This is a genomic window from Pseudomonas bharatica (assembly GCF_048586865.1).
Lineage (GTDB): Bacteria > Pseudomonadota > Gammaproteobacteria > Pseudomonadales > Pseudomonadaceae > Aquipseudomonas > Aquipseudomonas bharatica.
Map to the genome: position 1 here is coordinate 125,618 of NZ_JBMAWR010000002.1, position 25,480 is coordinate 151,097.

The 25,480-nt window shown below is 58.4% G+C and carries 22 protein-coding genes; 15 read left to right on the top strand and 7 right to left on the bottom strand.

All coding sequences use genetic code 11. From position 1 onward, the window contains the following. Nucleotides 1–189: 189 nt before the first annotated feature. The gene (locus tag ACKLLE_RS03005; protein ID WP_420056753.1) at nucleotides 190–849 is read right to left on the bottom strand and encodes a TetR/AcrR family transcriptional regulator; all 660 of its coding nucleotides are present in this window, start codon (nucleotides 847–849) and stop codon (nucleotides 190–192) included. A gap of 171 nt (nucleotides 850–1,020) precedes the next feature. On the opposite strand from ACKLLE_RS03005, the gene ACKLLE_RS03010 reads away from it, so the two are divergent. Genes ACKLLE_RS03010 through ACKLLE_RS03020 form a run of 3 tightly spaced genes read left to right on the top strand, consistent with a single transcriptional unit; the run spans nucleotide 1,021 to nucleotide 6,261 of the window. Further along, nucleotides 1,021–3,147, top strand: a complete 2,127-nt coding sequence (locus ACKLLE_RS03010; RefSeq protein ID WP_420056754.1) for a hydantoinase/oxoprolinase family protein — start codon at nucleotides 1,021–1,023, stop codon at nucleotides 3,145–3,147. Continuing rightward, nucleotides 3,144–4,865 carry a hydantoinase B/oxoprolinase family protein gene (locus ACKLLE_RS03015; protein ID WP_420056755.1) on the top strand — a complete coding sequence of 574 codons (1,722 nt, stop codon included), beginning with the start codon at nucleotides 3,144–3,146 and terminating at the stop codon, nucleotides 4,863–4,865. The genes ACKLLE_RS03010 and ACKLLE_RS03015 overlap by 4 nt, the downstream gene beginning before the upstream one ends. Nucleotides 4,866–4,917: 52 nt before the next feature. Then, nucleotides 4,918–6,261 (top strand): MFS transporter, encoded by a 1,344-nt coding sequence (locus tag ACKLLE_RS03020; RefSeq protein ID WP_420056756.1) that lies wholly within the window; start codon nucleotides 4,918–4,920, stop codon nucleotides 6,259–6,261. Nucleotides 6,262–6,315: 54 nt separating this feature from the next. Here ACKLLE_RS03020 and ACKLLE_RS03025 read toward each other — a convergent pair whose 3' ends face one another. After that, the gene (locus tag ACKLLE_RS03025; RefSeq protein WP_420056757.1) at nucleotides 6,316–6,942 is read right to left on the bottom strand and encodes a TetR/AcrR family transcriptional regulator; all 627 of its coding nucleotides are present in this window, start codon (nucleotides 6,940–6,942) and stop codon (nucleotides 6,316–6,318) included. 218 nt (nucleotides 6,943–7,160) lie between these two features. Here ACKLLE_RS03025 and ACKLLE_RS03030 point away from each other — a divergent pair, with 218 nt between their 5' ends. From ACKLLE_RS03030 to ACKLLE_RS03080, 11 genes are all read left to right on the top strand, one after another. Then, nucleotides 7,161–7,775 (top strand): paraquat-inducible protein A, encoded by a 615-nt coding sequence (locus tag ACKLLE_RS03030; RefSeq protein ID WP_420056758.1) that lies wholly within the window; start codon nucleotides 7,161–7,163, stop codon nucleotides 7,773–7,775. Further along, on the top strand, nucleotides 7,772–8,383 hold the full coding sequence (locus ACKLLE_RS03035; RefSeq protein WP_420056759.1) for a paraquat-inducible protein A: 612 nt from the start codon (nucleotides 7,772–7,774) through the stop codon (nucleotides 8,381–8,383). The genes ACKLLE_RS03030 and ACKLLE_RS03035 overlap by 4 nt, the downstream gene beginning before the upstream one ends. Then, a complete protein-coding gene (locus tag ACKLLE_RS03040; protein WP_420056760.1) occupies nucleotides 8,376–10,055 on the top strand; it encodes a PqiB family protein in 1,680 nt (559 codons plus the stop codon). The genes ACKLLE_RS03035 and ACKLLE_RS03040 overlap by 8 nt, the downstream gene beginning before the upstream one ends. Beyond that, the gene (locus ACKLLE_RS03045; protein ID WP_420056761.1) at nucleotides 10,052–10,666 is read left to right on the top strand and encodes a PqiC family protein; all 615 of its coding nucleotides are present in this window, start codon (nucleotides 10,052–10,054) and stop codon (nucleotides 10,664–10,666) included. Before ACKLLE_RS03040 ends, ACKLLE_RS03045 begins: the two co-directional genes overlap by 4 nt. A gap of 155 nt (nucleotides 10,667–10,821) precedes the next feature. After that, nucleotides 10,822–11,805, top strand: a complete 984-nt coding sequence (locus tag ACKLLE_RS03050; RefSeq protein WP_420056762.1) for an aldo/keto reductase — start codon at nucleotides 10,822–10,824, stop codon at nucleotides 11,803–11,805. A 92-nt stretch (nucleotides 11,806–11,897) separates the two neighbouring features. Next, on the top strand, nucleotides 11,898–12,374 hold the full coding sequence (locus tag ACKLLE_RS03055; RefSeq protein ID WP_420056763.1) for a MaoC family dehydratase: 477 nt from the start codon (nucleotides 11,898–11,900) through the stop codon (nucleotides 12,372–12,374). A 274-nt stretch (nucleotides 12,375–12,648) separates the two neighbouring features. Beyond that, the gene (locus ACKLLE_RS03060) at nucleotides 12,649–12,969 is read left to right on the top strand and encodes a 2Fe-2S iron-sulfur cluster-binding protein (RefSeq protein WP_420056764.1); all 321 of its coding nucleotides are present in this window, start codon (nucleotides 12,649–12,651) and stop codon (nucleotides 12,967–12,969) included. A 17-nt stretch (nucleotides 12,970–12,986) separates the two neighbouring features. After that, nucleotides 12,987–14,198, top strand: a complete 1,212-nt coding sequence (locus tag ACKLLE_RS03065) for a CaiB/BaiF CoA transferase family protein (RefSeq protein WP_420056765.1) — start codon at nucleotides 12,987–12,989, stop codon at nucleotides 14,196–14,198. A gap of 59 nt (nucleotides 14,199–14,257) precedes the next feature. After that, nucleotides 14,258–15,502, top strand: a complete 1,245-nt coding sequence (locus ACKLLE_RS03070) for a cytochrome P450 (protein WP_420056766.1) — start codon at nucleotides 14,258–14,260, stop codon at nucleotides 15,500–15,502. A 167-nt stretch (nucleotides 15,503–15,669) separates the two neighbouring features. Then, nucleotides 15,670–17,157 carry a hypothetical protein gene (locus ACKLLE_RS03075; protein ID WP_420056767.1) on the top strand — a complete coding sequence of 496 codons (1,488 nt, stop codon included), beginning with the start codon at nucleotides 15,670–15,672 and terminating at the stop codon, nucleotides 17,155–17,157. Nucleotides 17,158–17,174: 17 nt separating this feature from the next. Continuing rightward, nucleotides 17,175–17,309: a hypothetical protein gene (locus ACKLLE_RS03080; RefSeq protein ID WP_420056768.1), complete on the top strand. Its 135-nt coding sequence runs from the start codon at nucleotides 17,175–17,177 to the stop codon at nucleotides 17,307–17,309. 6 nt (nucleotides 17,310–17,315) lie between these two features. Here ACKLLE_RS03080 and ACKLLE_RS03085 read toward each other — a convergent pair whose 3' ends face one another. From ACKLLE_RS03085 to ACKLLE_RS03095, 3 genes are all read right to left on the bottom strand, one after another. Beyond that, entirely contained in the window at nucleotides 17,316–18,953 is a 1,638-nt protein-coding gene (locus ACKLLE_RS03085; RefSeq protein WP_420056769.1) for a flavin-containing monooxygenase, read from the bottom strand. Nucleotides 18,954–19,100: 147 nt separating this feature from the next. Continuing rightward, nucleotides 19,101–20,036, bottom strand: a complete 936-nt coding sequence (locus ACKLLE_RS03090) for an alpha/beta hydrolase (RefSeq protein ID WP_420056770.1) — start codon at nucleotides 20,034–20,036, stop codon at nucleotides 19,101–19,103. A 77-nt stretch (nucleotides 20,037–20,113) separates the two neighbouring features. Continuing rightward, nucleotides 20,114–21,262 (bottom strand): hypothetical protein, encoded by a 1,149-nt coding sequence (locus ACKLLE_RS03095; RefSeq protein ID WP_420056771.1) that lies wholly within the window; start codon nucleotides 21,260–21,262, stop codon nucleotides 20,114–20,116. 184 nt (nucleotides 21,263–21,446) lie between these two features. Between ACKLLE_RS03095 and ACKLLE_RS03100 the strand changes: the two genes are divergently transcribed. Next, a complete protein-coding gene (locus ACKLLE_RS03100) occupies nucleotides 21,447–22,190 on the top strand; it encodes a 2-oxo acid dehydrogenase subunit E2 (RefSeq protein ID WP_420056772.1) in 744 nt (247 codons plus the stop codon). Nucleotides 22,191–22,236: 46 nt separating this feature from the next. Here the strand turns inward: ACKLLE_RS03100 and ACKLLE_RS03105 are convergent, their stop codons facing one another. Both ACKLLE_RS03105 and ACKLLE_RS03110 read right to left on the bottom strand, forming a co-directional pair. Beyond that, the gene (locus tag ACKLLE_RS03105; protein WP_420056773.1) at nucleotides 22,237–23,361 is read right to left on the bottom strand and encodes a nitronate monooxygenase; all 1,125 of its coding nucleotides are present in this window, start codon (nucleotides 23,359–23,361) and stop codon (nucleotides 22,237–22,239) included. Nucleotides 23,362–23,373: 12 nt separating this feature from the next. Next, the gene (locus ACKLLE_RS03110; RefSeq protein ID WP_420056774.1) at nucleotides 23,374–25,473 is read right to left on the bottom strand and encodes an acetate--CoA ligase family protein; all 2,100 of its coding nucleotides are present in this window, start codon (nucleotides 25,471–25,473) and stop codon (nucleotides 23,374–23,376) included. Between the last annotated feature and the right edge of the window lie 7 nt (nucleotides 25,474–25,480).

The following is a 25,480-nucleotide window of genomic DNA, read 5'->3' on the forward strand; positions in this document are numbered from 1 at the left end:
AGTGCAGAGATTTCAATTTATTACGCCGCTCACAATTACCCGCGCTAGCTGGGCTTTAGCGCCGGCCTGAGCACGAGACCTTGGAAGGTAGAGACGACATTTAGTCTGGACGCAGCAAAACGGTGCATCACGCTGAGGGCGCGATGCACACCTGTCATCCAGTTCTTCAGGAGAAGAGAATGCTTAAGCTTAGGCGGTCGTACGAAGGTCGCAGAGGTAACTCATCACGACGTTAGAGGCGTGCTTCAAACGAGATGCTTTTCGCTCAGGCGAATTGAGATCCACATCGAGAACGTAGGAAAGGGTGTAGCGATTTGTGATGGCGTAAGCACCAAGGCCGGAAATCGACACATAAAGGTCAACCCAATCCGCGTCTTGGCGGAATACCCCTTGGTCCTTGCCCTGCTGCAAAATCTCCGACAGTGCCGCCCGCAACGGGTTGAACATCTGCGAAATGACACTGGACTTGCGAATATGGGCCGCCTTGTGAAGGTTCTCGGTCGAAAGCAGCAGGTGAAAATCGGGTTGGTCGATGAAGTGCTGTACGGTCTTCTCGACCAGCTCGCGCATGTCGCGCACAGGATCGCCTGACAGAGTCAGCTGGTTCTGCCGCTCACGCATAGCACCGTAAGCCCGCTCCATGACTTCGATGAATAAGCCCTCCTTGCTATCGAAGTAGTGGTAGATCAGGTTTTTGCTGATCTTGCAGCACAAAACGATCGCTTCGATGCTGGCTCCGTCGTAGCCGCGCTCGGCAAATTCTTGGGTGGCGACCTTCAGAATGTTTTCCCGCGTCAGCGCGGCATTGCGAGTCCTTGGCTTGGCAGCCGTAGGGGCGTCATTTTTCATTGCCGATGAGGTCCTTGTTCTAGCCATACCTGGCGAGTGTACCAGCGCCAATCTTGATCATCCTTCATCAACGTTCCATTTGACAGCTCCGGAAATTGATCCTAGCTTACCACTAACTAACTGAACGTCCAGTTAGTTAGCACAAATGATCAACCAGCTGATGGAGCAATCATGAGCACTGCACCAAAAACAAAAAACAGCAGAGGCGTAAGGGTGGGATGCGATATCGGTGGTACGTTCACCGATGTTGTACTTGCAATGCCGGACGGCCGCCTGTTCGTGAACAAGACCTCGACCACCCCAGAGAACCTGGGCGAAGCGATCGTTCAAGGGCTGAGCGTGCTGCTCCAGCAAGCAGGCGTAGCGCCTGAAGAAATTACCGAAATCGTGCATGGCACGACCACTGCGTCGAACACCATCCTTCAGAAGGTTGGGGCGAAGACTGGTGTACTCACTACCGCGGGCTTCAGGGATGTGTTGGAAATCGGCCGCATCCGTACGCCCACGATGTTCGACTTGTCGTGGAGTAAGCCTGAACCCCTGGCTACTCGCCGCTGGAGGCGGGGTATTCACGAGCGAATGAGCGCCACCGGCGATGTGGTCACCGCACTGGACGAAGAACAGCTGCTGCGTGAAGCCAAATCATTGATCGACGAAGGCGTAACGGCAATCGCGATCGCCTTCATCAACAGCTACATCAACCCAGCGCACGAGCGCCGCGCCAAACAGCTCCTCCAACAGCACTTCCCACAGGTGTTAGTCAGCGCTTCATTCGAAGTACTCCCAGAAATCAAAGAGTATGAGCGCACCAGTACCACCGTGGTGAACGCCTACATTCTCCCAGCCATGCGAACCTATCTGGCCCGACTGCGCCAAGACCTGGAAGCGATGGGTGTCCGCGCCTCGTTGCAGGTTATGGCCTCCAACGGCGGCATGATGGGTATCGCTTCAGCGAGCGAAAAACCAGTATTCGCAGTTGCCTCCGGCCCCGCAGGTGGTGTGACTGGGGCAGCCCGTATCGGGGCACTGGCCGGCGACAGCAACCAGATCATCTTCGATATGGGCGGCACCACCGCCAAGGCAGCACTGGTAGTCGATGGCCAACCGTCGCTTACCAATGAGTACGAGTTCCGCGACGGCATCAGCGCCCCGAGTCGCTTTGTCAAAGGTGGCGGTTACGTGCTGAAAGTCCCGGCCATCGACATTGCCGAAGTGGGCGCAGGCGGCGGCTCCATTGCCTGGATCGACGCTGGCGGCCTGCTCTGCGTAGGCCCTGAGTCGGCAGGCTCGTCCCCAGGGCCGGCCTGCTACAACAAAGGTAACGCGCAACCAACGGTCACCGATGCCAACATGGTGCTGGGCTATCTCAATCCGGTCGCACTGGCCGGCGGCAGCCTGCCGGTGTTCCCGGATCTCTCCGCAAAGGCGGTCACCGATTACATCGCAACACCTCTGCAACTGGACCTCCTAAAGGCCGCACACGGTATTCGCCATCTAGCTAACGTCAACATGGCCCGGGCAATCCGTGCAGTGACTGTCGAGCGCGGCTTGGACCCACGTGAAATGTCGATGATGGCGTTTGGCGGCGGCGGCCCGCTGCATGCCGTAGCCGTGGCCCGCCTGCTGGGGATTCGACGCGTGGTGGCGCCAATCATGGCCGGTGTCTTCTGCTCTGCCGGCATGCTAACTGCCGATGCTGAGCACAACTTCGTCAAGGCGATCCTGAAACCCTTCGCTCAATGTGATCTCCCCACCCTGTCGAGCGAAGCTATTGCCCTTGGCGACCAAGGCTTCACGGTGCTGGCCAGCGAAGGCTACAGCGCCGAAGCCGCGGAAGTTGCCTATTCGGCCGATGTTCGTTACCTCGGGCAGAGCTCTGAACTGACCGTAGCCCTGCATAGCTCGCAACTCGACACCCTTGCGTTGCAACAACTAGCCAAAGATTTCAATGCGCAGTATTTGCAGACCTTCGGCTACAACAGCGACGAGCCACTGGAATTGGTCAACCTGCGCGTCAGCGCCCGTGGCCGCAGCGCGCATCGTTTGGAGTTCGCTAACTGCAAAGTCGACGTTACCGCGCTGCAAGGCACTCAGGGCGAGCGCTTGGTCAGCTTCGATGCCGACAAGCCTCACCAACCCACCCCTGTAGTGCCTCGGGCAAGTATCGGCGTCAATCCGGTACAGGGCCCGCTGATCATCGAATCCTACGACACCACCATCGTTGTCCCACCTGGCTGTAGCGCGCACGCCGACAGCATCGGAAACATCACCATCGACATCCAGGAGATCCGCGCATGAGCCAGGCCATCGACCCCATCACTTTTGCCGTCGTCAAAAACGCCATGGACTCGATCGTCGACGAAGTGGCTTACACGGTGCTGCGCACTGCCCGCTCGGAAATCGTCAAAGATGTCATGGACTACTCGGCGGCGATCTGTGACCGCCACGGCCAAATGATCGCCCAGGCCAAAACCATCGCCCTGCACCTGGGTGCCATCCCTGAGGCAATGGCTCAGGTCAAGCTGCAGTACGGCGACGACTTGCAGCCCGGCGATGCGGTAATCGTCAACGACCCGTACCAGGGCGGCATGCACTTGCCAGACATCTTCATGTTCGCGCCTTTCTTCTACAAAGGCGAAATCGAAGGCTACAGCGTGGTGATCTGCCACCACACTGACGTTGGGGGGCGCGTTCCAGGATCGAATGCCAGCGACTCAACCGAGATCTACCAGGAAGGTCTGCGAATCCCGGTGGTCAAGTTGTATGAAGCAGGCAAGATCAACGACATCATGGAGCGCATCATCGCGCAGAACGTACGAGTACCCGACCGAGTGCTCGGCGACCTACGCGCCCAATATGCCGCTTGCCAAGTGGGTAGCCGCGAACTGACCCGACTACTCGACCGCTATGGCCGTGACGATAGCCGCCGCTACTTCGCCGAACTACTGGACTACGCCGAACGTTTGACCCGCGAAGAAATCCGCAAGTGGCCGAAAGGCACCTTCGTGTTCGAGGACTTCATTGATGATGATGGGCTTTCGGAGGATCCGATCCCGCTGAAAGTCGCTGTCACAGTCCATGAGGACCGCGTCAGCGTCGACTACACCGGTAGCGCGCCGCAAGTGCGTGCTGCAATCAACTCAACACTGTCCTACACCAAGTCCTGTTCCTATCTCAGCGTGCGCTGTGCACTCAAAGGTGATGTGCCAAACAACGAAGGTTTGTTCCGCTGTGTCGATGTGTACGTCCCCGAAGGTACCGTACTCAACCCTGTGGAACCAGCGGCGGTGGCTGCGCGGGCACTGACCGGATACCGGGTATTCGACACTATGCTCGGGGCACTGGCGCAGGTTGTTCCGGACCGCATACCGGCCGCTGGCGAAGGCGGCAATACCGTCGTTTGCCTTTCAGGCAAGAAAGACAACGGCGAGGGTTACATCATCGTCGACATGATCTGCGGTTCTTGGGGTGCCAGGCCACACGCGGATGGTGTCGAGGCTATCACCAACGCATCTCAAAACCTTTCGAACACACCAGTTGAAACCCTGGAAGCGCAGCACCCAGTGCGGGTCGAGTCCTACGAACTGGTACCAGACAGCTGTGGCGCGGGGCGTTATCGCGGGGGACTAGGCGTGACCCGTAGCTACCGCGTGCTGGCCGATGATGTATTCCTTCAATTGCGCGCCGATCGCATGAAGTTCCGTCCATACGGGCTTCAAGGAGGCCTGCCCGCCAGTGCTGCGATCAACGCACTGGAGCATGGCGGGGAGACGCACTATCTGCCTAGCAAAGTCGGGATGACCATCCAACGCAGTGATGTTGTGTCGCACACCCAACCTGGCGGCGGCGGTTTCGGCAACCCGCTCGATCGCTCACTTTCGGCAATCGAGGAGGATGTGTGGAACCATAAACTCACGGCATCGTTTGTTCGAGAACACTATCGGGCGGTCGTCGACCCAGCTACGGGAAAAGTCGATGAGCTAGCCACCAGAGAGCTACGCGCAATGGCCAACTGATCGGTGGGGCGTTGGCCCCACTTCCCTTACCTAGCCACGCGAGTACAAGAAGATGAATAAGAACGTGCTAGATGTGCATACCTTTCTGGACAACCGTCCGATTGGAAAACAACAAAAAACCGTGATCATCCTCGGCCTGTTGATCCTGATGCTGGACGGCTTCGATACCATGATGATGGGGTTCGTGGCGCCTGCATTGTTGGCCGATTGGGGTATCGAACGATCAGAGCTGGGACCTCTGATGATGAGTGGAATCGTGGGACTTTCACTAGGGTCACTGATCGCAGGCCCGCTGGCAGATCGCTTCGGTCGTCGCTGGGTGATCATTGCTGCGGTTACATTCGTGGGCATTTTTTGTCTGGCATGCGCGTTTACCCATAACCTCTACACCCTGACCGCTGCACGCTTTCTCACCGGTGTGGCTCTGGGTGCAACCATGCCGAACATCACGACGCTTTTGGCAGAGTGCGCACCATTGCGCCGACGGTCTTTGCTCGTCACGTCAGCCTGGTGCGGCTTTGGGATGGGCGGCGCGTTGTGCGGGCTAGTCAGTGAGCATTTGATCCAGCTCTACAGTTGGCGCTCTGTATTCGTATCAGGGGGAGTACTTCCTCTGTTGCTGGTAATTGCACTGCTGCTGTGGTTACCAGAGTCCTTACGCTACCGGCTTCAAAGCAATCAGGACCATGACCGCCTGGTTGCCGCGGCGAATGCCCTGGTGCCGGATAGCGCCTCTGCTGCCACGCGGTTCATCAACAGCGAGCTAGACACTACAACGGAAGTTGCCCGCGGGCCCGCTGCACTACTCAGCCGGCGCTACAGAATTGGAACGATCACCATTTGGCTCGCAATGTTCATGGGTTTCTTCCATCTGTACTTCTTGAGTAATTGGTTACCGCTAACTGCACATGCGGCAGGCATGACCTTCGCACAGGCTGCGATGCTGGGCATTATCCTCCAGGTTGGCGGGGCAATCGGCAACTTCACGGTGGGCCTGAAGATGGATCGCTTCGAGCCAAACCGGATCGTGAGCTTGATGTTTGCCAGTTGTGCACTGTTCACCGTACTCATAGCAGCCTTCAGCAGCTCATTCGCCCTGGTCGGGACATTGGTATTTTTCATGGGTTATGTACTTATGTCGGCCAACGCAGGGTGCTTCGCACTTGGAGCCGCCCATTACCCAACGCCTATTCGTGCAACCGGTGTGAGCTGGGTGTTTGGCGTCGGCCGAGTGGGAGCGATTCTGGGGGCTGGTTCGGGGGCGATAATTACCAACTGGGCATGGTCATTTGCCGATATCTTTATGTTTTTGAGTGTGCCCGTTATAGCTGCCGCAGCGGCAATCCACCTTAAGAGGCGCGGAAAGGCCCATACGCTATCGCGCGTAGCGGACTAGCATTTTCGACATAGGGTCGGGGCGTAAAGGGTAACCAGATCGCCCTACCCTGCTTCAATGCTGGTAAGTGCGCTCGATGCGCTCTAAATAGGCGGCTAACGCAATGGGGGCCTCTGTCAGGACCAACGACTGCGCAAGCTCTTGACTCCCGTGCAGATCAGTCGTGAGAAAGCCAACCGGCAATTGATGGAGTGCAAGTGCATGCCGGGAGATGCTGGCATCATCTGCTTGTGGTAAGCGTATGCGCAGAATGGATTCATACAACGCGACGATGCCACGTTTCACTTTATTCGCCGCTTCATTCCGAAACCTTCCCTCGTTCCACAAAATCACCACATCAGGGTGCCCACGCACGTAGTTCACATTCAGTAGAAATAACTCAGTAATCACCTGATCTACCGACATGGCCGCCCACTGGTCAGCAGGGGTGCGTTCTAGCATTTCTAGTAGCGCAGCCCCCGCAGCAACGTGCCGACCTGCGAGGGCCTGGAGCACGCCGTCCTTATCAGCGAAGAAGTGATAGAGAGACCCTGTTGACGTCTTCGCTCGTTTCGCCAAACGTTGCATGGTAAAAGCCGAGCTCGAATCTTCGATCAACAATTGCGCGCATGCCTCGAGAATGCACTCCACCCGCTGTTTTCCGCGCGGTTGAGCGGGCAGCCTTTTTATTGCAGTTGTCAAATTGAACACTCCTCCCATCTTGCCGTGACAGCTTACTTACGCCTGCCGTAACGCCAATCTTCGATCATTGCGCTTGGCACACACAAGCCCTGATGCTACCGGCCAGCCTTACCGAAAAAACTAGACGAAATATTCTAGTTTTTTTACCCTGTCGGCCCCGGTAGGGACCTGAAGCCTGGTTCCACCCGAGCCACTCCCCAACCGAGCGTATGCGTACAATGCCGCACACCCGCACAGAGCTGATCATTTGCGAACACTGCGACAGTGTTTTCACCCGCATACCGCTTGACGCTGGACAAACGGCGTACTGCACCTGCTGCGATGGGGTATTGGCCAAGGGGTATCGTCTTGACTATCAGCAATTGTTGGCCTTGACGATTACGGCGGCGCTGCTACTGGTCTTCAGTAATGCGTTTCCGGTGATTCAGATCAGTTTCGAGGGGCTGGCGAACGAGACAACCTTGGCGGACTCGGTAAGAGTCCTGGCGCAGGGCGAGATCACACCTATCGCGGCGGTGGCTGGCCTAACAATCATCTTGGCGCCGGCCCTGCAAATTGGCGTACTCGGATGGCTCCTTGCGCATGCCATTCAAGGCCGCCGTGCGCCTGGGTTCAAACGCTGCATGAAAACGCTCGAACACATTCGCCCCTGGAGCATGCTTGAAGTCTGCCTGCTAGGCATCCTGGTCGCGATCGTCAAATTGGCGGGCATGCTTGAAGTGCATCCTGGCCTCGGCTTGTGGACGCTGGCGATGCTGACCGTGCTGATGATCTTGATGTCCGGCAAGAGCATCCGCCGGCTGTGGCGAGAACTGCCGGAGCCCGACGAGTGAATGCACGACGCGCCAGCGACATTGGGCTTGCCCTGTGTCACGTCTGCGAACAGGCCTGTCATCAGCAAATCAGTCACTGCCCACGTTGCGATTCGCCAGTGCATGTGCGCAAACCCAAGAGCCTGTCGCGAACATGGGCCCTGTTGATCGCCAGCCTGATCTGCTACCTCCCCGCCAACCTGCTACCGGTCATGCGCACCAACATGCTCGGAAGCGTCGAAGCCAACACCATCATGAGTGGTGTCATCGAGTTCTGGCACAGCGGCTCCTGGGACATCGCCGTGCTGATCTTCATCGCCAGCGTGGTAGTGCCATGCGGCAAATTCCTAGGCCTAAGTCTGCTTTTGGTGACCTGTCAAAACAACTGTGCCTGGAAAAGAAAGGAACGCGCGCGCCTTTACCGCTTTATCGAAGTGATCGGCTACTGGTCGATGCTCGATGTCATTGTCGTCGCCCTGGTGGCGGCACTTGTTCAATTCCGTGGTTTGAGCACCATCGAACCCTTGCCGGGCATCGTGTTCTTCGGCCTGGTCGTGGTGCTGACGATGTTCGCGGCCATGAGCTTCGACCCGCGGCTGATCTGGGATGCTGAGGAAATACATGCCTGATACTGGCAATACCGCACACTACGCAGATAGTCGCCCGGCGGTGCGAGCACGCAAGTTCAACATATCACTAGTATGGCTGGTACCCATTATCGCTGCACTGGTCGGCCTATCGATGGTCATCCATAACGCGATGAATGCCGGGCCGGTCATTCATATCAGCTTCCAGACTGCTGATGGCCTGGAGGCCAACAAGACGCAGGTCAAGTACAAAAACGTCGTCATCGGTGTAGTCACGGGCATCGCCTTGAGCCCCGATCGCAGCCAAGTAATCGCGTCCGTTGAACTCGACCACAACAGCGAGGCCTTCACCTCCGAGGACTCTAAGTTTTGGGTCGTTCGCCCTCGCATCGGCAGTGGTGGCGTGAGTGGCGTTGAGACCCTGCTGTCAGGCGCCTTCGTAGGCGCCGATCCCGGGCAGTCGGAACGCACCCAGCTCGATTTCACAGGCCTGGAATCACCGCCCCCGGTAACCATGGGTCAGGCGGGCACGCACTTTCAGTTGCACACAGAAGACCTCGGCTCGCTCGATGTCGGCTCGCCAGTGTCTTATCGACGCATGCAAGTCGGCCAAGTGGTGTCCTACAAGCTTGATGACGACGGCAAAGGGGTGCTGCTGGACATCTTCGTCAACGCACCGGTCGATCGATTCGTCAGCCACGATACCCGCTTCTGGAACGCCAGTGGTGTCGACGTCTCGCTCGACGCCAATGGTCTGAAGGTCAATACCCAATCGTTCTCGACGCTGTTGGCCGGGGGGATCGCGTTCGTCGAACCCAAGTACAGTCCTCAAAGCGTGCGGGCCGACGAAAACGCACGCTTCGAACTCTACAAGGATCAGGACAGCGCACTGGCCAGACCCGACGGCCAACCGCGTTACTTCCGTATGCGCTTCACTCAACCCTTGCGTGGTCTCGCGGTAGGCGCGCCGGTCGAGTTCATGGGCGTGAACCTGGGCAAGGTGGTGTCACTGGACCTCGATTATGACCCCGGTAAACGTACGTTTTCCAGCATGGTCGGCGCCGTCATTTACCCCGAGCGACTAGGTAAGGCGCACGAAAAGATCCTGGTACAGATGGCCGGCGACGATGACGCCAAGGTAGCCAGCATGATGGGTTTGCTGGTTCGCGAAGGCCTTAGGGCACAGGTGAGGACCGGCAACCTATTGACCGGGCAGTTGTACATTGCGCTTGATTTTATTGCCGATGCAACACCGGTGTCGTTCGATGTGGCGCAACGCCCGCTGCTCATTCCCACCGCACCTGGCGATTTCGACAAAATGCAAGAGCAGCTCAAGGCCGTGGTGAACAAGATAGCTGCACTGCCCCTGGACAGGATCGCCAACAACCTTGATCGGAATCTGGTGTCGCTGAACAACGTGCTTCGTCAGGTAGATGGCCAGGTGCTGCCGCACATGCAAGCGACTTTCACCCAAGCCGAACTCACGCTAAAAGCGGTAAACCGTAGCCTGTATGAAGACTCCCCAGAACGTCAGCAACTGGCCCAGGCGCTGCAGGAGTTTCAACGCACCGCCAGATCGATACGTCTTCTGACGGACTTCCTAGGCAGGCAACCTGAGTCTCTGGTTCGGGGTCGGCTCAAAGAGGGCCAACCGGACGTCCTGAGCCTGCACTCGAACCAATCCCGTGCAATCGCTGACGAGCCAATTCAATGAACATCCGCCCCCCCCTGCTGCTGTGCGCAGTTGCTTTGGCGAGCTGCAGCTCGCCACCGGTCAACTTCTACACGCTTTCGAGCCCCATGCTGTCTGAGACAACAAGCAGCATAAACATTATTCCTTTCGAACTGCGCCCTGTACGTGTCCCCTTACAAGTGGACCAGCCGCAACTGGTTCTGAATACCAGTAACACCACCCTCGCCGTGAGGGAAAATGACCGTTGGGGCGCACCGCTGGCTGACGAATTTCATGACGCACTGATGCAACGATTAGAACAAGGTTTCAACAGCCGCAACCTGTCTGGACTGCCCAAACCTAGCTCGACAGAAGTGCTAAGAGTGCAGGTAACGTTGCGTCGTTTCGAATCGGCGCCCACTCAGCATGCGGCGATTGATGCAGTCTGGAATCTGGCGCTGAGTCGCCAGCAGGAAACATCTCGAAGCCTAACCTGTTCCAGCCGGATCATCATGCCGGCCGGTGAAACACTGTCAGCACTTGTGCAGGCGCACCAGCAAGCACTGGATGAATTGGCCAAAGTCTTAACGCGCACGGGCTCGGCCTGGTACGTGAACGAACACACCTCGTGCCCGCCGAGTCGCCCTGCATGAGCGCACCTCCGCTATAGCACTTCTGGTGAAAAGGGATTCCGCCTCGCCATTTAATATACTACTCTTCGGGATGAGGATACGCGCCATGCATCCGCCAACCTAAGCACAAGCTATTGCCGCTATGAATCAAAACCGCCAAATGGATGACAAAAACAATGAAATACGTACGTCTTGGCAACACCGGACTCAAAGTCTCAAAGCTCTGCCTGGGCTGCATGAGCTATGGCAAAGGGAACTATCACGCTGGCTGGACCTTGGATGAAGAGCAAAGCGCGCCCTTGTTCAAGCGCGCTTTCGAGCACGGCATCAACTTCTTCGACACCGCCGATGCCTACGCCGAAGGGGCCAGCGAGGCGCTACTGGGCAAGATGATCAAAACCTACGCTCGCCGCGACGAGGTGGTCATTGCCAGCAAGTTTTTCGGCCCAATGGGCCCGGGTCAAAACGAACGGGGCGCCTCTCGCAAACACATCATGTCTGCGGTCGATGCCAGCCTGCGTAGACTTGGCACTGACCACATCGATCTTTACCAACTGCATCGTTGGGACTACGAAACGCCCTTCGAGGAGACCGCACAAGCTCTCGATGACCTGGTGCGGGCCGGTAAAGTGCTCTACCTAGGCGCATCGTCGATGCACACTTGGCAATTCGCCAAAGCGCTGGGCATCCAAGCGCAAAACGGCTTTGCCCGCTTCGTTTCAATGCAGCCTCAGTACAACCTCGTGTACCGCGAGGAAGAGCGCGAGATGCTGCCCTTCTGCCTTGATCAAGGCATCGGTGTCATTCCTTGGTCGCCGCTGGCCCGTGGTTTTCTTGCCGGCAACCGCAGCAAAGACGGTAGTGGCGAAACCGCCCGAGCAAAGGCTGACGACTTTGCGCGCGGCCTGTACTTCCGCGAGGACGACTTCGAGGTGCAGCAACGCCTCGCGCAAGTGGCTGCCGATAAGGGTATTCCCGCGATGCAGGTCGCGCTGGCATGGGTCGCCACTCGCGCAGCGGTCACCGCCCCAATCATTGGCGCCACACGTTTGGAACAACTCGACCAAGCCGTGGAATCGCTGGAAGTGGTACTGACCGACGAAGAAGTTACTCGGCTCGAGGCACCCTACAAACCGCACCCCGTGCTCGGTCACCAGTAGCGAAGTACGCTCGACGGGCTCAACGTCTATCGAGCGACCCATCATGCCCCACACCGCCCCAATAACGGCCAAAGCGCCGGGATGATGCCAACATGGTGAAACAACAGACCATCACCTTCGCTGCACTGCGGTCTCAGCAAGGTGAGCTCTCAGGTACCTCGCACTGGATCACCATCGACCAGCCCATGCTGAGTGCATTCGCCCAGATCACAGGGGACGATGCCTTCATTCATACCGATCCAGCACGTGCCGCCATGACTCGATTTGGCGGCACTATCGCCCACGGTCTACTCCTGCTCTCCCTGCTGCCCGCCATGTTACGCACGGCTCTGCCTGCCATTGCCGACAAGAAAATGGGCGTCAATTACGGGTACGATCGCGTGAGATTCACAGGTTCCGTCCCGGTTAACAGTCGGGTTCGAGGTAGCTTCACCTTTCAGCGCAGCACGGCGCGCAACCGTCGTTTCCATGTTCTGGATTACGACGTGCGCATAGAGATCGAAGGCAGCGACCAGCCCGTTCTGGTGGCCGCTTGGAAGCTCGGCGCGTGGATCGCTGCCGACCCCTGATCTACCCCCTTGGCATGCGACTACATAGCTGCCACCCGTCCCACACCGAATATTGGAGTCCGCAACAGGCTGAATGGGGCCTGGCAGTGGAGTGCACCCTGTTGGAAATGACCGTCAGAGGAGGGCCAGCACACAAGTTGACAAACTTAGGTATATAAGTTGACTATTATCCCCATCAACACCGTGGTGACCTGAACCATGGAAACATTCGAAAAAAAACCGGCGCCCATCCACAGACGTCCGGACTTAACAAGAAATCGAGGAGTAGGCAGCAATGGCCCGGATTACCTTCATTGAACACAATGGCAAGACCACCGAAGTGGAGGCTCAGCCTGGCGATTCGCTGATGAAAACAGCGCTAGCCAACGGCGTCGAAGGCCTCACCGCCGAGTGTGGGGGCTGCCTGAGCTGCGCTACTTGCCATTGCTACGTTGACGAAGAATGGACCAACCGCCTGCCCTCGCCGTCTGACGAGGAGCAGGTCATGGTGGAATGCGCGGTCGATGCGCGGCCGAACAGCCGGCTTTCCTGCCAAGTCGTGGTATCTGATGACATGGATGGCCTGGTCATCCATATCCCAGCATCCCAGTACTGATTGATCAGGAGGTGATGATGTCCAAGTCACTTGCGGGCTTGCGCGTGCTGGAAATGGGACGGATCGTCTCCGCGCCTTGGTGTGGCCAAACCCTGGGCGACCTGGGTGCTGACGTGATCAAGGTCGAGCGCCCCGGCATTGGCGATGACATGCGTAGCTATGGCCCCTCCTACGCCGTTAATGAGCAAGGCGAGCAGACTCCAGAGTCAGGCCATTACCTGTGCTCCAATCGCAACAAGCGCTCCGTCACCGTGGATATCACGACGCCAGAAGGCCAGGAAATCATCCGCAAGCTTGCGGCCGAGTCCGACGTGCTGATCGAGAACTACAAGGTTGGTGACCTGGCTCGCTATGGCCTGGACTACGACAGCCTGGCAAAGGTCAACCCCGAGCTCGTCTATTGCTCGATCACTGGCTTCGGGCAAAGCGGGCCATACGCCAAACGCCCCGGCTATGACGCCGCGTTCCAAGGCATGAGCGGCATGATGGCAGTCACCGGTGAGCCGGAGGGTGGACCTCAGCGAGTCGGGGTTTTCATCATCGATGAAATGACCGGGCTCTACGCCACAGTAGCCATCCTCGCAGCGTTGCGTCATCGCGACGCCGGAGGCGGCGGTCAGTACATTGACCTGGCACTGCTCGACGTTGGCATTGCGGCGATGGCGCCACGCACCATCGAGTGGACCTTGGAGGGCAAGATTCCCGAACGCCTCGGCACCAAATCTCCAGGCTCATGCCCGGCGCAAGTGTTCGAGTGCGCTGACGGTTACCTGAACATCCAGGCTGGCGCCGAGGTGCACTACCGCAAACTGTGCGATGCGCTGGGCCTTGAGGAGTTGAAGGAAGACCCCCGCTTCGCCGTGCGCAAAGACCGGGTGGTCAATCAGGACCTGCTGGTTTCGATACTTGAAGAAAAGATACGCCAGCGGGGTACACGGGAGCTGTTCGACGATCTGGTCGCTAGGGGGGTGGTAGTCGCCCCGATCTACCGAGCCAACGAAGTAGTAACGGACCCGCAGGTACTACACCGTGAACTCTTCTTCGAAGTACCCCACGCCACTGTCCGCAAGGTCCCACTGGTGAAGAGCCCTATGCGGCTGTCGAAGACACCGGTCGATAGCTACATGGCGCCGCCGACCATCGGTGAACACACACGAGAGGTGCTGGGCCAGGTTCTCGGCTACGACGACACGCAAATCGAGATGCTGTCGAGCAAAGGTGCGATCTGAGCGTCAACCCTGTAACTCCCCTGGCTTCTACTACAACAACTGACAACCGAGAAATCCAGATGACTTCAGCCTCACCTGAGAAGCAGCTTTATCGGACTTACCCGGAGCTGACCGACCCGCCACCCCACGTACCACCGGAACTGGTCTACGACGTGGACATTTTCAACTTGCCGGGCGCAAAAGACAGCCCGCACGCCGCTTGGAAGAAAATCCAGCAGGATAAGCCACGCATTTTCTGGACTCCCCGCCACGGCGGCTACTGGATGGTCACGCGCGGTGAAGACATCCTGGCAGTGCAAAATGACGCTGTCAGCTTCTCGATGCGTGCCGCCTTGGTGCCGAACAACCCGCGTCCCTTCCCTGCCCCGCCGATGGAGAAGGATCCACCCGAGCACGCAAAATGGCGGATCCTGATTTCTCCGGCCTTCTCGCCGAAGGTGGTGCAGGCGGCAGAGGAAATGGTGCGCAAGTTCGCGGTCGATCTGATCGAGGGTTTCAAGGATAAGGGCGAATGCGAATTCGTATCCGAATTCACCTCGGTCCTGCCAATCGTGGTGTTCCTGACGATGATGGACCTTCCGCTCGAAGACCGTGAGCGCCTGCTGCCACCGGCCAACGAAATCGCGCGCTCGCCGGACCCGACCAAGATCCACCACGCGCGCATGGCACTGAAGGCCTATATCGAAGACGCCGTTTCCGAGCGAGAAAAGAACCCGCGGGACGATCTGATCACCAAGATACTCAACTCGAAGGTAGACGGCGAACAGATCCCCCACGAGGTGGCGGTCGGCATGCTTACGTTGCTGCTGTCTGGCGGGCTGGACACAGTCAAGAACTTGATGGGTTTTTGCTGCCTGGCGCTGGCGAAGGAACCCGAACTCCAACGCCGCCTGCGTGAAGACCCCTCGATCATTCCCAACGCGGCAGAAGAACTGATCCGCCGCCATGGCGTATCGATGACTGCTCGTCTGGTCACCCGCGATATGGACTTCCTCGGCGTGCAACTCAAGGAAGGTGATCAGATACAGCAGTTCAGCTATCTCTATGGCCTGGACGACACCACTGTACCGAATCCGATGAAGATCGATTTTGATCGGCCGGCTCCGATCCCTCACGCGACCTTCGGCAATGGCCCACACCGCTGCCCGGGCTCGATTCTGGCCAAGAAAGAAATGCTGGTCTGGCTGGAGGAGTGGTTCAAGCGCATGCCTGAATTCTGCGTCAAGCCAGGTACCGTGCCACAGCAGGACTCCAGCATGGTACTGGTGCTGTCGGAGCTGTGGCTTTCCTGGAAAACGCAGTGAGCGCATGACCCGCTGGGCATCTGCTTGAGTTACCGGGCGCTCATGCTTCATCCAACGTTGCGCGCCAACGCCTGAGCGGCAGCTACCCAAGGTAGCTGCCGTCTTGCTTACGACCATCCGCGCGCCCAAATAAACTCTTTCCCTAAACCGCAACAAGGAATGCCAGGATGATCGACCCCGAGCGCATACCCGTGATAGTTGGCATCGGTGAATGCATCGATCGCGACAACCGCCACGAACCCCGTACTTTGCTGGCCAAAGCCGCGCATCTGGCTGGAGCAGAGGCGGCGGGACTGTTGCAATACGCCGACTCGATCGATGTGGTGTCGATCATCAGTTGCCAGTACGACGACATTGGCCAACTGCTCGCCCAGGATCTGGGCATTTCTCCTGAACGCACCAGGGAAAGCTTTGCTGGTGGCGAAAAACCGGTCCGTCTGCTGGGCGAAGCAGCGCAGCGAGTCGCATCGGGTGCCTCCCAAGTCGCCCTTGTATGCGGTGCGGAAGCACTCGGAACACTCGCACGCGCGACCAAAGAGAAAACGCCACTCGATTGGGGACCGGTAGCCCCCAACGCAAGGCAACTGACTGCATTGGACTTTGTTACGCCCCATGCCGCGCGCTATGGACTGGTGCAGCCTGCCCACGTCTATCCACTGTATGAGAATGCCACCCGCCATGCCTGGGGGCAGACCTTCGAGCAGGCCCAGCAAGAGTCGGGACAGATCTGGAGCCGGAACGCGGAAGTAGCGCAGCACAACCCCACCGCCTGGCTCGGCAAACCCCACAGTGCAGAACAAATCGTCGAGGACAGCCCTGGCAACCGTATGATCGCCTACCCCTATCGCAAGCTGATGGTGGCCAATCCGCTGGTTAACCAGGCCGGGGCGATCTTGATTACCAGCCTGGCGCGTGCGCGCACTGCGGGCATTCCAGCATCGCAGATCGTTTACATCTGGAGCGGTACCCATGCCGACGAGCCAAAAGATTTCCTGAAGCGTGACCGCTTCGATCGCAGCACAGCACAGCAGGTCGTTCTACAAAGCACCCTGGACCGATGCAAGCTGCCTCCCGCAGAGGTCGACCTGGTGGAATTCTACAGTTGCTTCCCTGTAGTTCCCAAAATGGCCCGCCGTACACTCGAGCTGCCCCCCGAGAAGCAGTTGAGTCTTGCCGGCGGCCTAACCTTTTATGGCGGCCCGGCAAACAACTACATGACCCATGCACTGGCTGCAGCTGTCCGCGAACTGCGTAACCGCACGGGACAGTCAGCACTTATCTATGGTCAAGGCGAGTTCGTAACCAAGCATGCAGCCATTGTACTCGCCACTACCCCACCATCAGTATCGCCACAGATGTGTGATGTCCAGGCATGTGTTGATGCCACCATGGGGGCGCAACCGCAACTGCTGGATAGCTACGAGGGTACCGCGACGATCGAGACCTTCACGGTCCTGTATGACCGTAACGCAGCAGCCACGCACGCGCCAGTAGTGGCTCGAACACCTGCCGGAGATCGAACCGTGGCACTGATACCTGGTCATGACTTAGCTGCTATAGCCTGGTTACTGCAAGGCGATGCCATTGGATGTACTGGCCATATCAGAACGGACGCGTCAGGCCTACTCCGCTTCTATGTCGACGCTTCCAGTTGAGCCATTCGCGAGCCAGTATGATGCTTGCCAACCAGCTGCTCGACAGCCATTGGGCAATGCCTGTCGAGCACAACACGAATGACACAGCGGCGCCATCACCACCATTTGCTAATATCGATTTCAATGCCAATGGCTTTTATCCCCTGGGTTGACGCCCTTCATGTTGCAGAAAAATCGAAGCTGGCGTAGCCACCGCGGGTCTCGGCATCACACTTGCTACGGAATGGCCCTACACCGCCGACGTACGGCATGAACACCCGCGGCTTGCCTGGAATGTTCGCTCCGACATACCAGGAATTGGCTTGCGGAATCAGCGTCGAGTTAGCTACCTGGTTGACGTGTTCCACCCAATCAACCACTGCCTGTTCCTTGACCTCCACTTGTGACCAGCCTGCGTCATGCATGTAGCGCATACAGTCGGTCACCCAATCCACATGCTGCTCGATCGACATCACGACGTTGGAAAAGACTGAAGGGCTGCCCGGCCCGGTGATCATGAAGAAGTTGGGGAACTCGGAAACACAAACACCCAGATAATTCAGCGGCCCGGCCGCCCACTTATCCGCCAAGCGCCGCCCGCGTCGCCCACGGATATCGACATCGAGCAGCGCGCCGGTCATGGCGTCATAGCCGGTAGCGAAGACGATGGCGTCGAGTGGGTAGAGCCCATCTTGAGTTCGAATGCCTTCAGGCTCGACAGCGGTGATGGGTGACTTGCGCACGTTGACCAACGTAACGTTGTCGCGGTTGTAGGTCTCGAAGTAATCGGTGCCTACACAGATGCGCTTGGCACCCACCGGATAATCATGGGCGCAAAGCTCGTCGGCGACCTCGGGCCGAGTGACGATGCTACGGATTTTTCCATGCAGGAAATCCACGGCATGCTGGTTAGCCTCCTTGCTGGTCAGCATATCCTGGTAGGTGAACATGAACTGCGGTCCACCCACAGTCCATTGATGTTCAAATGCCTGCTCCCGCGCTTCGGGCGTTACCTGCAAAGCCGACTCGGTCGGCCGCGGGTACAAGCCAAGCCCCTGTTGGCGCGCTGCGGCCCTGATCTCGGAGTAGTCGGCCTTGATCTTGCCGACGTACCCTGCGTCGAGCGGTGCGTTGCGCGCAGGCACCACGAAGGCCGGCGTCCGTTGAAACACATGCAGGTGTTCAGCCTTCTGGGCTAGCACGGGAATGAGCTGGACTCCCGTCGATCCCGTACCGATGATACCCACGCGCTTGCCGGTGAAATCGACACCTGCCTTGGGCCAGTCGACAGTGTGGTAGCAATCGCCTTCGAAGGTTTCCAGGCCCTCGAAGTTAGGCAGCCGCGCCGAGGACAGGCAACCGCCGGCCATGATGAAAAAGCGGGCGCTAACCACGTTGCCTTGGTCAGTCACGACCTGCCAACGACCTGTGGCCTCATCGAAGCTGGCCGATGTGACTCGTGTAGAAAATTGAATATGGCGGCGCAGGTCAAAACGCTCGGCCACATGGCGGATGTAGCTCAGAATCTCCGGCTGGGTCGCGAAGCGCTCGCTCCAGCACCATTCCTGCTGCAGCGCTTCGGACCAGGAATAGGAGTACTCCACACTCTCGGCATCACACCGTAAGCCGGGGTAGCGGTTCGCGTACCAGGTCCCGCCCACGTCGGCGTTCGTGTCGAATACCTGAACCTGCAGCCCGAGGGCTCGCAGCCTGTGCAGCATGTAAAGGCCGGCAAAACCGGCACCCACTACGACAGCATCGACTTCACCCGGTACATTCAACGGGAACATCGGACGGGAAGAAAGTTGTTCGGACATAGTCTGGAAACCCTGTTGGAGAGTTTTGAACAGCCGACGGCATACTGCCTCGGGCTACGCTTACAGCCAGGAATGGGTATCAGGTGCGTTAATGACTCTGGGTCGGCTGCTGCCTACACAGCGACTCCCGCCGACCGAACAGTCGAGTCAATCAGCCAATCGATCGTCAACGAATCGGCCAATGTGTTCGATGGCTACCGTGCTTGCTGGAAGCACGTTCACGAATGAGACAAAGCCATGGAACTGCCCCGCATAGCGCTCGAACGCTGTTGGCACCCCCGCCGCGACCAGTCGTGCTGCATAGGTCTCGCCTTCGTCACGCAGCGGGTCGTATTCTGCGGTAATCAATAAAGTCGCCGGCAGCCCCCGCAGATCCTTGGCCAGCAGCGGCGAAGCGTCTGGGTGTTGACGTTGAGCGGCGTCAGGTAGGTAGTGATGCCAGTACCAGCGCATCATCTCGCCTGTCAGCAGTGGCTGCAGTTGCGGATCGAGATAAGAGGGGCGCTCGAAGTTGGCATCAGTGACCGGGTAGAGCAACACCTGTGCTGCAATCTCTGGCTTACCTTGATCCCTCGCCTTACGCGCGACTACGGTGGCGATGTTGCCACCGGCACTGTCACCGGCCACGATCAATGGCAGCATCGTGCTCGCGCCAAGCAGCTCCCTGCCTTCGCGGGCGGCCCACTGCAGGGCAGTCATCGCATCATCGATTGCCGCAGGGAAAGGATGCTCAGGCGCAAGTCGATAGTTCACCAACAACACGGCACAGCAGCATCGCAGCACCAGTTTTCGAGCGAGCACATCGAAATCGTCAATGTGCCCGGTAACCCAGCCGCCACCGTGAAAATAGACGATCAACGCCTTCGGCTCCACCTGCGGTACCAGCAGGCGTGCCTCGAATGCCGCATTGCCGGTGCCCAGCACCAATGCATGGACATCACCAATTTCCGGCCCCTGCCCATACATTGACCTTAGCTTCGAGGCGCCTTCACGCACCTCAACTGCCGTCATCTCGCTTAATTGTCTGGTTCGGGCTTTTGCGAAGAGCGCCGCCAGTTCGGCACTCGCGTTATCTAGAGGCATCTGAGGCGATCCTTTTCAGCTGCGAAGGGCCTTGGCCGGAAGGCATCTACCGATCCGGCCGCTGGCCTACAGTGCTTTCAGCCAACGTAGCGAATGGCAAACACTGAGCCGTCTGGATACTTGAAGTTACCCGAGGAGTAGCTGTGCCCCATGTTGGTCACGATCATGCGATCCCCTGCGAAGCCAATCAGGTTCTGCCCAGCCTGAATATTGGACGCGAACACATGTTCCTTACCTTCACCATCGCGATGGATGATGGACGTGGTGTAAGGTAACGCCGCACTGGGATCACCTTCGGCCCAGTGGACCGAGGACATGAAACCCGCGTACTCGGGACGAAACGCCTCACCCGCCAGCGGCCCGAAACCCTTAGGTGCACGCAAGGTCGCGCCACCTTGCAACGCCTCAATCGGCTGCGGATGGATGGTGCCCCCGGCGATTCGGTAGTGGGCAGTGCGGAACTCATGGGTTTGCTCACCGCCGAAGTTGGTACTCCACTTACCCTCAAGCACCAATACGTTTTCCTCCCCCACTACCTGCGGATCAGCGTAGAAAAGGCGATACGGCATCACCGGGCCTGGTCCCTGCTCACCATCCATCACCAGCCAGGGAGTGACCGAACCATCCGGCCGCACGGCATAGATGGTGCTGTTATGCATGGAGAAGATCAGCAGAAGCCCTTCTTCCGCCGTACCCTCGCGCCCAAATACACCGGGCAGCAATGCGCCTGAGACCTGTTCCTTGCCTGAGCGTGGCGCAACGGCGAAAGGATAGGGAACGCTCTGGCCAGGTGCCAAGGCATAAATCATGTGGTCCATGACCGCGCCCCGGCGATGGGGAACGACTTGGCTGCAGAAGAAGATGTGGTTAGCCCAATCCCCCCAGTTGGCCGGCGCAATGATTGGGCGGAACACGCCTGCCTGACGCCCTACCCCCGGCGCCATCAGGGTTTCCCAGCGATTATCGGCATGCAGGCGATACAGACCGCCATGCCCCATCGACCAATCGGTTTCCGCTTGGGGCTGGCCACCGATTTCGGAGATGAGGATCGAGCCTTCGGGTTGCCCCCAAGCGCAGTCTTCACGCCAATCCCAGAAAACCTGCGGGTCGTAGAGAAATTCGCCGCCCGTGACGATGGGCTCGACAACATAGCGTGGGTCGTGAACCTGCACCTGAAAACGAGTCATTTCCCGCAGCTGCTCTGCGGTGAATCGAGCGTTGCTCATGGCCGTGCATCCTTTTCTTGTTGTAGCCATTGACGTTAACCCAACAAATTAAACCACGTCAACTTATATAACCATGTCGTTTCGGGCGTATTCGTCGCAGCTCCCCATGAGCTTTGGATGCTTGAAACGTAGATATAATAGTTATATAAGTTCAACAACGTAACAGCATCAAGGACCTGCAACGATGAGCAATGAAGTCAAGACCACGTTGGCCAGCGGAGCGCCCGAGGCCCCTGCCGCGCCGGTACAACTGAATAGCGTTCCCCACAGCATGACGCGCCTGACCATCGCCCGCCGACTCACCGAGTCCAAGCAGCAGGTGCCTCATTTTTACGTCAAGGGCGCTTGCCGAATCGACGCCCTGCTGTCTCTGCGCAAAAGGATCAACGAACAGGCGCCGATCAAGACATCCCTCAACGACCTCATCGTGCGCGCCGTTGCATTGGCGTTGCGTGAGGTTCCGGAGGCGAATGTATCCTGGGGGGACAAAGCCATGCTCAAACACCAGCAAGTCGATGTTGCCGTTGCCGTAGCGACGCCGCGCGGCCTGGTCACCCCTATCGTTCGCAATGTCGAGCAAAAAGGTGTACAGGAAATCGCCAGCGAAATTCAGGAGCTGGCCACCCGTGCGCGGACTGGTAGGTTAAAGCCGCACGAATACCAAGGTGGAACCGTGACCGTTTCCAACCTCGGTATGTTCGGTGTCGAGGAGTTCAGCGCAATCATCAACCCGCCACAATCCATGATTTTCGCGGTCGGAGCAGGCACTGAACAGGTCATCGCACAGGCCGGCCAGATCGAGATCGGCACCCTGATGAACGTCACCGTTTCTGTCGACCATCGCGCTGTGGATGGCGCCGTGGCCGCCCAGGTGTTCGCGGCTTTCAAACGCCTGATCGAATCACCTGAGACGTTGAACGCTGCTTGACTCTCAGTGTGCCCTGCATCGCATGCTGATACAGGGCACACTGCGCTCATGCTTCGAGCACTGAGCAAAGATCGCCAAATGCGTCGGCGAACTCGCGCTTGAAGGTTTCAACGACCTCGCGTGAAGATCGGATACCGTCCACCAGACCAACGCCTTGCCCCACAAAATACGTGACTAACTCGCGCGCCAGCAGGTTGCCCGCATCCGCAGCTCGGTCTACCGCTGCCAAGGGTTTAGTGCTGAGCATGGGCATGAGTGGCATGGGTAAGGCTCCTGGGCTGTCGGGAGCCTCCCAGGCGTCGTGCCAGGCCGAACGCAACTGCCTGCAGGGCTTGCCGGTTCGGGCGCTGGAGCGGACAGTATCCCGCGAAGTGGCCTGGACCATTTTCTCGCGGAAGGTCAAACCGGTTTCCGCCTCGGTGGTGGCCAACCAGATCGAACCTGTCCACGCGCCTTGCGCTCCCATGGCCATGCAGCCTGCCATCTGCTGACCGGTCATGATGCCGCCTGCAGCCAGTACCGGAACGTTGCGCACAGGCTTGATCGCACGAATCACTTCCGGTACCAGCACCAGGGTCGACACGTCTCCACAATGCCCTCCAGCCTCGCCGCCTTGCGCCACGATGATATCAACACCCGCATTGACCTGGCGGATGGCGTGCTCCTTTGCACCAACCAAGGCGGCTACCGGTACACCATACTGGCGCCCTCGCTCGATCATGGATTCTGGCGCGATCCCAAGCGCATTCGCGATGAGCCGGATCGGATGCTGGAAAGCGACGTCCATCAGCGCTTCACCCACATCTGACAGGGTCGGCGGTCGACGGCGATTGATGACGTTTTCCGGAGTGATTTTAACGTCGTGCCTGGCTAGCAACTTGACCACAAAATCACAATGTTCCGCGGGTATCTTCTCGACCAGCTCTTCGAAAGTGATCGTTGAGGACACCGCCTGGTGCTCGGGGATGAGGATGTCGATACCATAAGGTCTACCATCGACATGCGCATCAATCCAGTCGAGCTCCATCTTCAAGGTTTCTGGCGTGAAGCTGCTTCCGCCGAGCACCCCGAACCCGCCGGCACGACTAACGGCTGCAACGACATCGCGACAATGACTGAACGCAAACAGCGGGAACTGCGCACCGGTCATCTGACACAATTCATTGTTCATGAGCACCTCAACTCATTGATGGCCGGATTGCCAGATGGCGAGCGCATCCAGCGCTTCGACGTCAGCGCCGTCGACACGCAGTGGGTTGACTTCCAGCGCATCCAGATCCTCACCCAACGCAAGCGCCGCATCACCGATGCTGGCGATGACCCAGGCGAGCTTGTCCAGGTCCGCTGGCTTCGCGCCACGGTAGCCGGTCAGCAGCTTGCTGGCCTTCAGGCTGCAGAGCATTTGCCTGGCCTCAGCCACCGTCACGGGAAGCAGGCGCAGTTGAGTGTCGTCCAGTAATTCAACCCAGACACCGCCTAGTCCCACTGCCAGTACCGGCCCCCACACCGGATCACGGGCGACACCGACCAACAGCTCAATACCCCCCTCTCGCATGGGCGAGAGGATGATTCCTTCGATGCGTGCATCAGGCTTGGCTGCTTTTACGCTCTCCATGATGCGATCGAAGCCAGCGACGATTGCGTCGGGCCCGTGCAGATCAAGAATAACGCCACCAACCTCGGTCTTGTGCGCGATATCCGGAGAAAGAACCTTGAGCACCGCGCGGCCTTCGAACCTTTCAGCTAACTCCTGCGCCTCGCTTCGACTACTCACAACCTGTTGCGCAATAACCGGCACACCTAGCGATTGCAGAAATGCCAAAGTATCGCGCTCGGTTACAGGCTTGATCTTGCTCGCCACCAAAGCAGCACGCTCAGGTGGTAGCTCCCGACGCTGGTTGCGGGACCAGCGATACAAGTGACCGATGGCGCGTACAGCGTGATCGATCCCGCCAGTCAATGCAGGCAAGTTGTGGGATGCGAGCACTTCAAGGCCATAAGCGGTAACCGGCTTGAGCACTTGCTGAACGATGCACCCACGGGCCCCAGCAGCGCGCAAACCCGAGGACACCTCACGCATGTAGCCGGCTGCCATGGGGGATGCAGTTTCAGCAGATGCCGGAATTTCTGCGACCACGCCAATGAACCCGATCCCGGGGTCCTGGCTGATAGCCCTGATAGCACCGGAATAGATTTCGGGGTTGCGCATCACGGCCCCCGTCACATCCAGGGGATTATGTGCGGCACCGAAGTCCGGTAGTACACCCGAAAGTGCCTCCAGGGTCGCTGGCGCGAACTGCGGGAACGGTATGCCCGCTTCCTCACCACGGTCAGCGAAAAGTTCACACGCCCCACCGGACGGAGAAACCAATGCGAAGCCCTTGCTGGCATCGATAGGGCCGGTAGCAGCCAACAAATCGGCAGTAATGACCAAATCTTCGAGCGAGGACACCCGGACGATATTGTAGGCATCGCAGACTGCCTGGAATACCCGATCATCTCCGACCAAGGCTCCGGTATGCGCCTGAGCGACGGTAGCAGTGAGCTCACCAGTGCCTATTTTCACGATAACAATGGGTTTGCCGGCGTTAGCCGCCGAGCGTGCCGCCGCTTCGAAACGCCGAGGATCACGGATCGACTCTGCAAAAACCGCGATGGAGCGGGTCGCCTCGTCTTCCACCAGGTACTGAATGACGTCCGCCATATCCACCATGGCTTCATTACCCATGGCTACCGAGTACGTGAGGCTAACGCCCTGTTGATGGGCGAACGCGCTGATCATGGCCGCCGTCGCGCCACTCTGGCTGACCAGGCCCACCCGCGGATTGGGCAGGGCGGGCAGCTTGATAGGCATGCCGGACAACGAAACCTTGTCGACGAAATTGGAGAACCCAAGGCTGTTCGGCCCCAGCAACGTGACCCCAAGTTCTTTGGCGCGGCTGAACAATGCCTGCTGTTGCGCCGCCCCCTCGACACCGGTCTCGGCAAAGCCTGACGTGACCACTGCACCAAAACGGATACCCGCTGCGGCCATGTCTTCGATGGCATCGAGCAACGCAGCGGCAGGTACGGCAATGAACGCTGCATCGACATCAGCCAGCGCAGTACAGGAATGCACTGTTCTTTGCCCGAGCGCATCACTGCCGCGGCGATTCACCAAATGAACAGCCCCCTGAAACCCTAATGCCTGCAGGCTTCTAGCAACCAGCAAAGACCAGGGGTTCTTGTCCGATGCACCGATGATCGCGACTGCTCGCGGCCGAAAGAGCTTTGCCAACTCCATACGCACG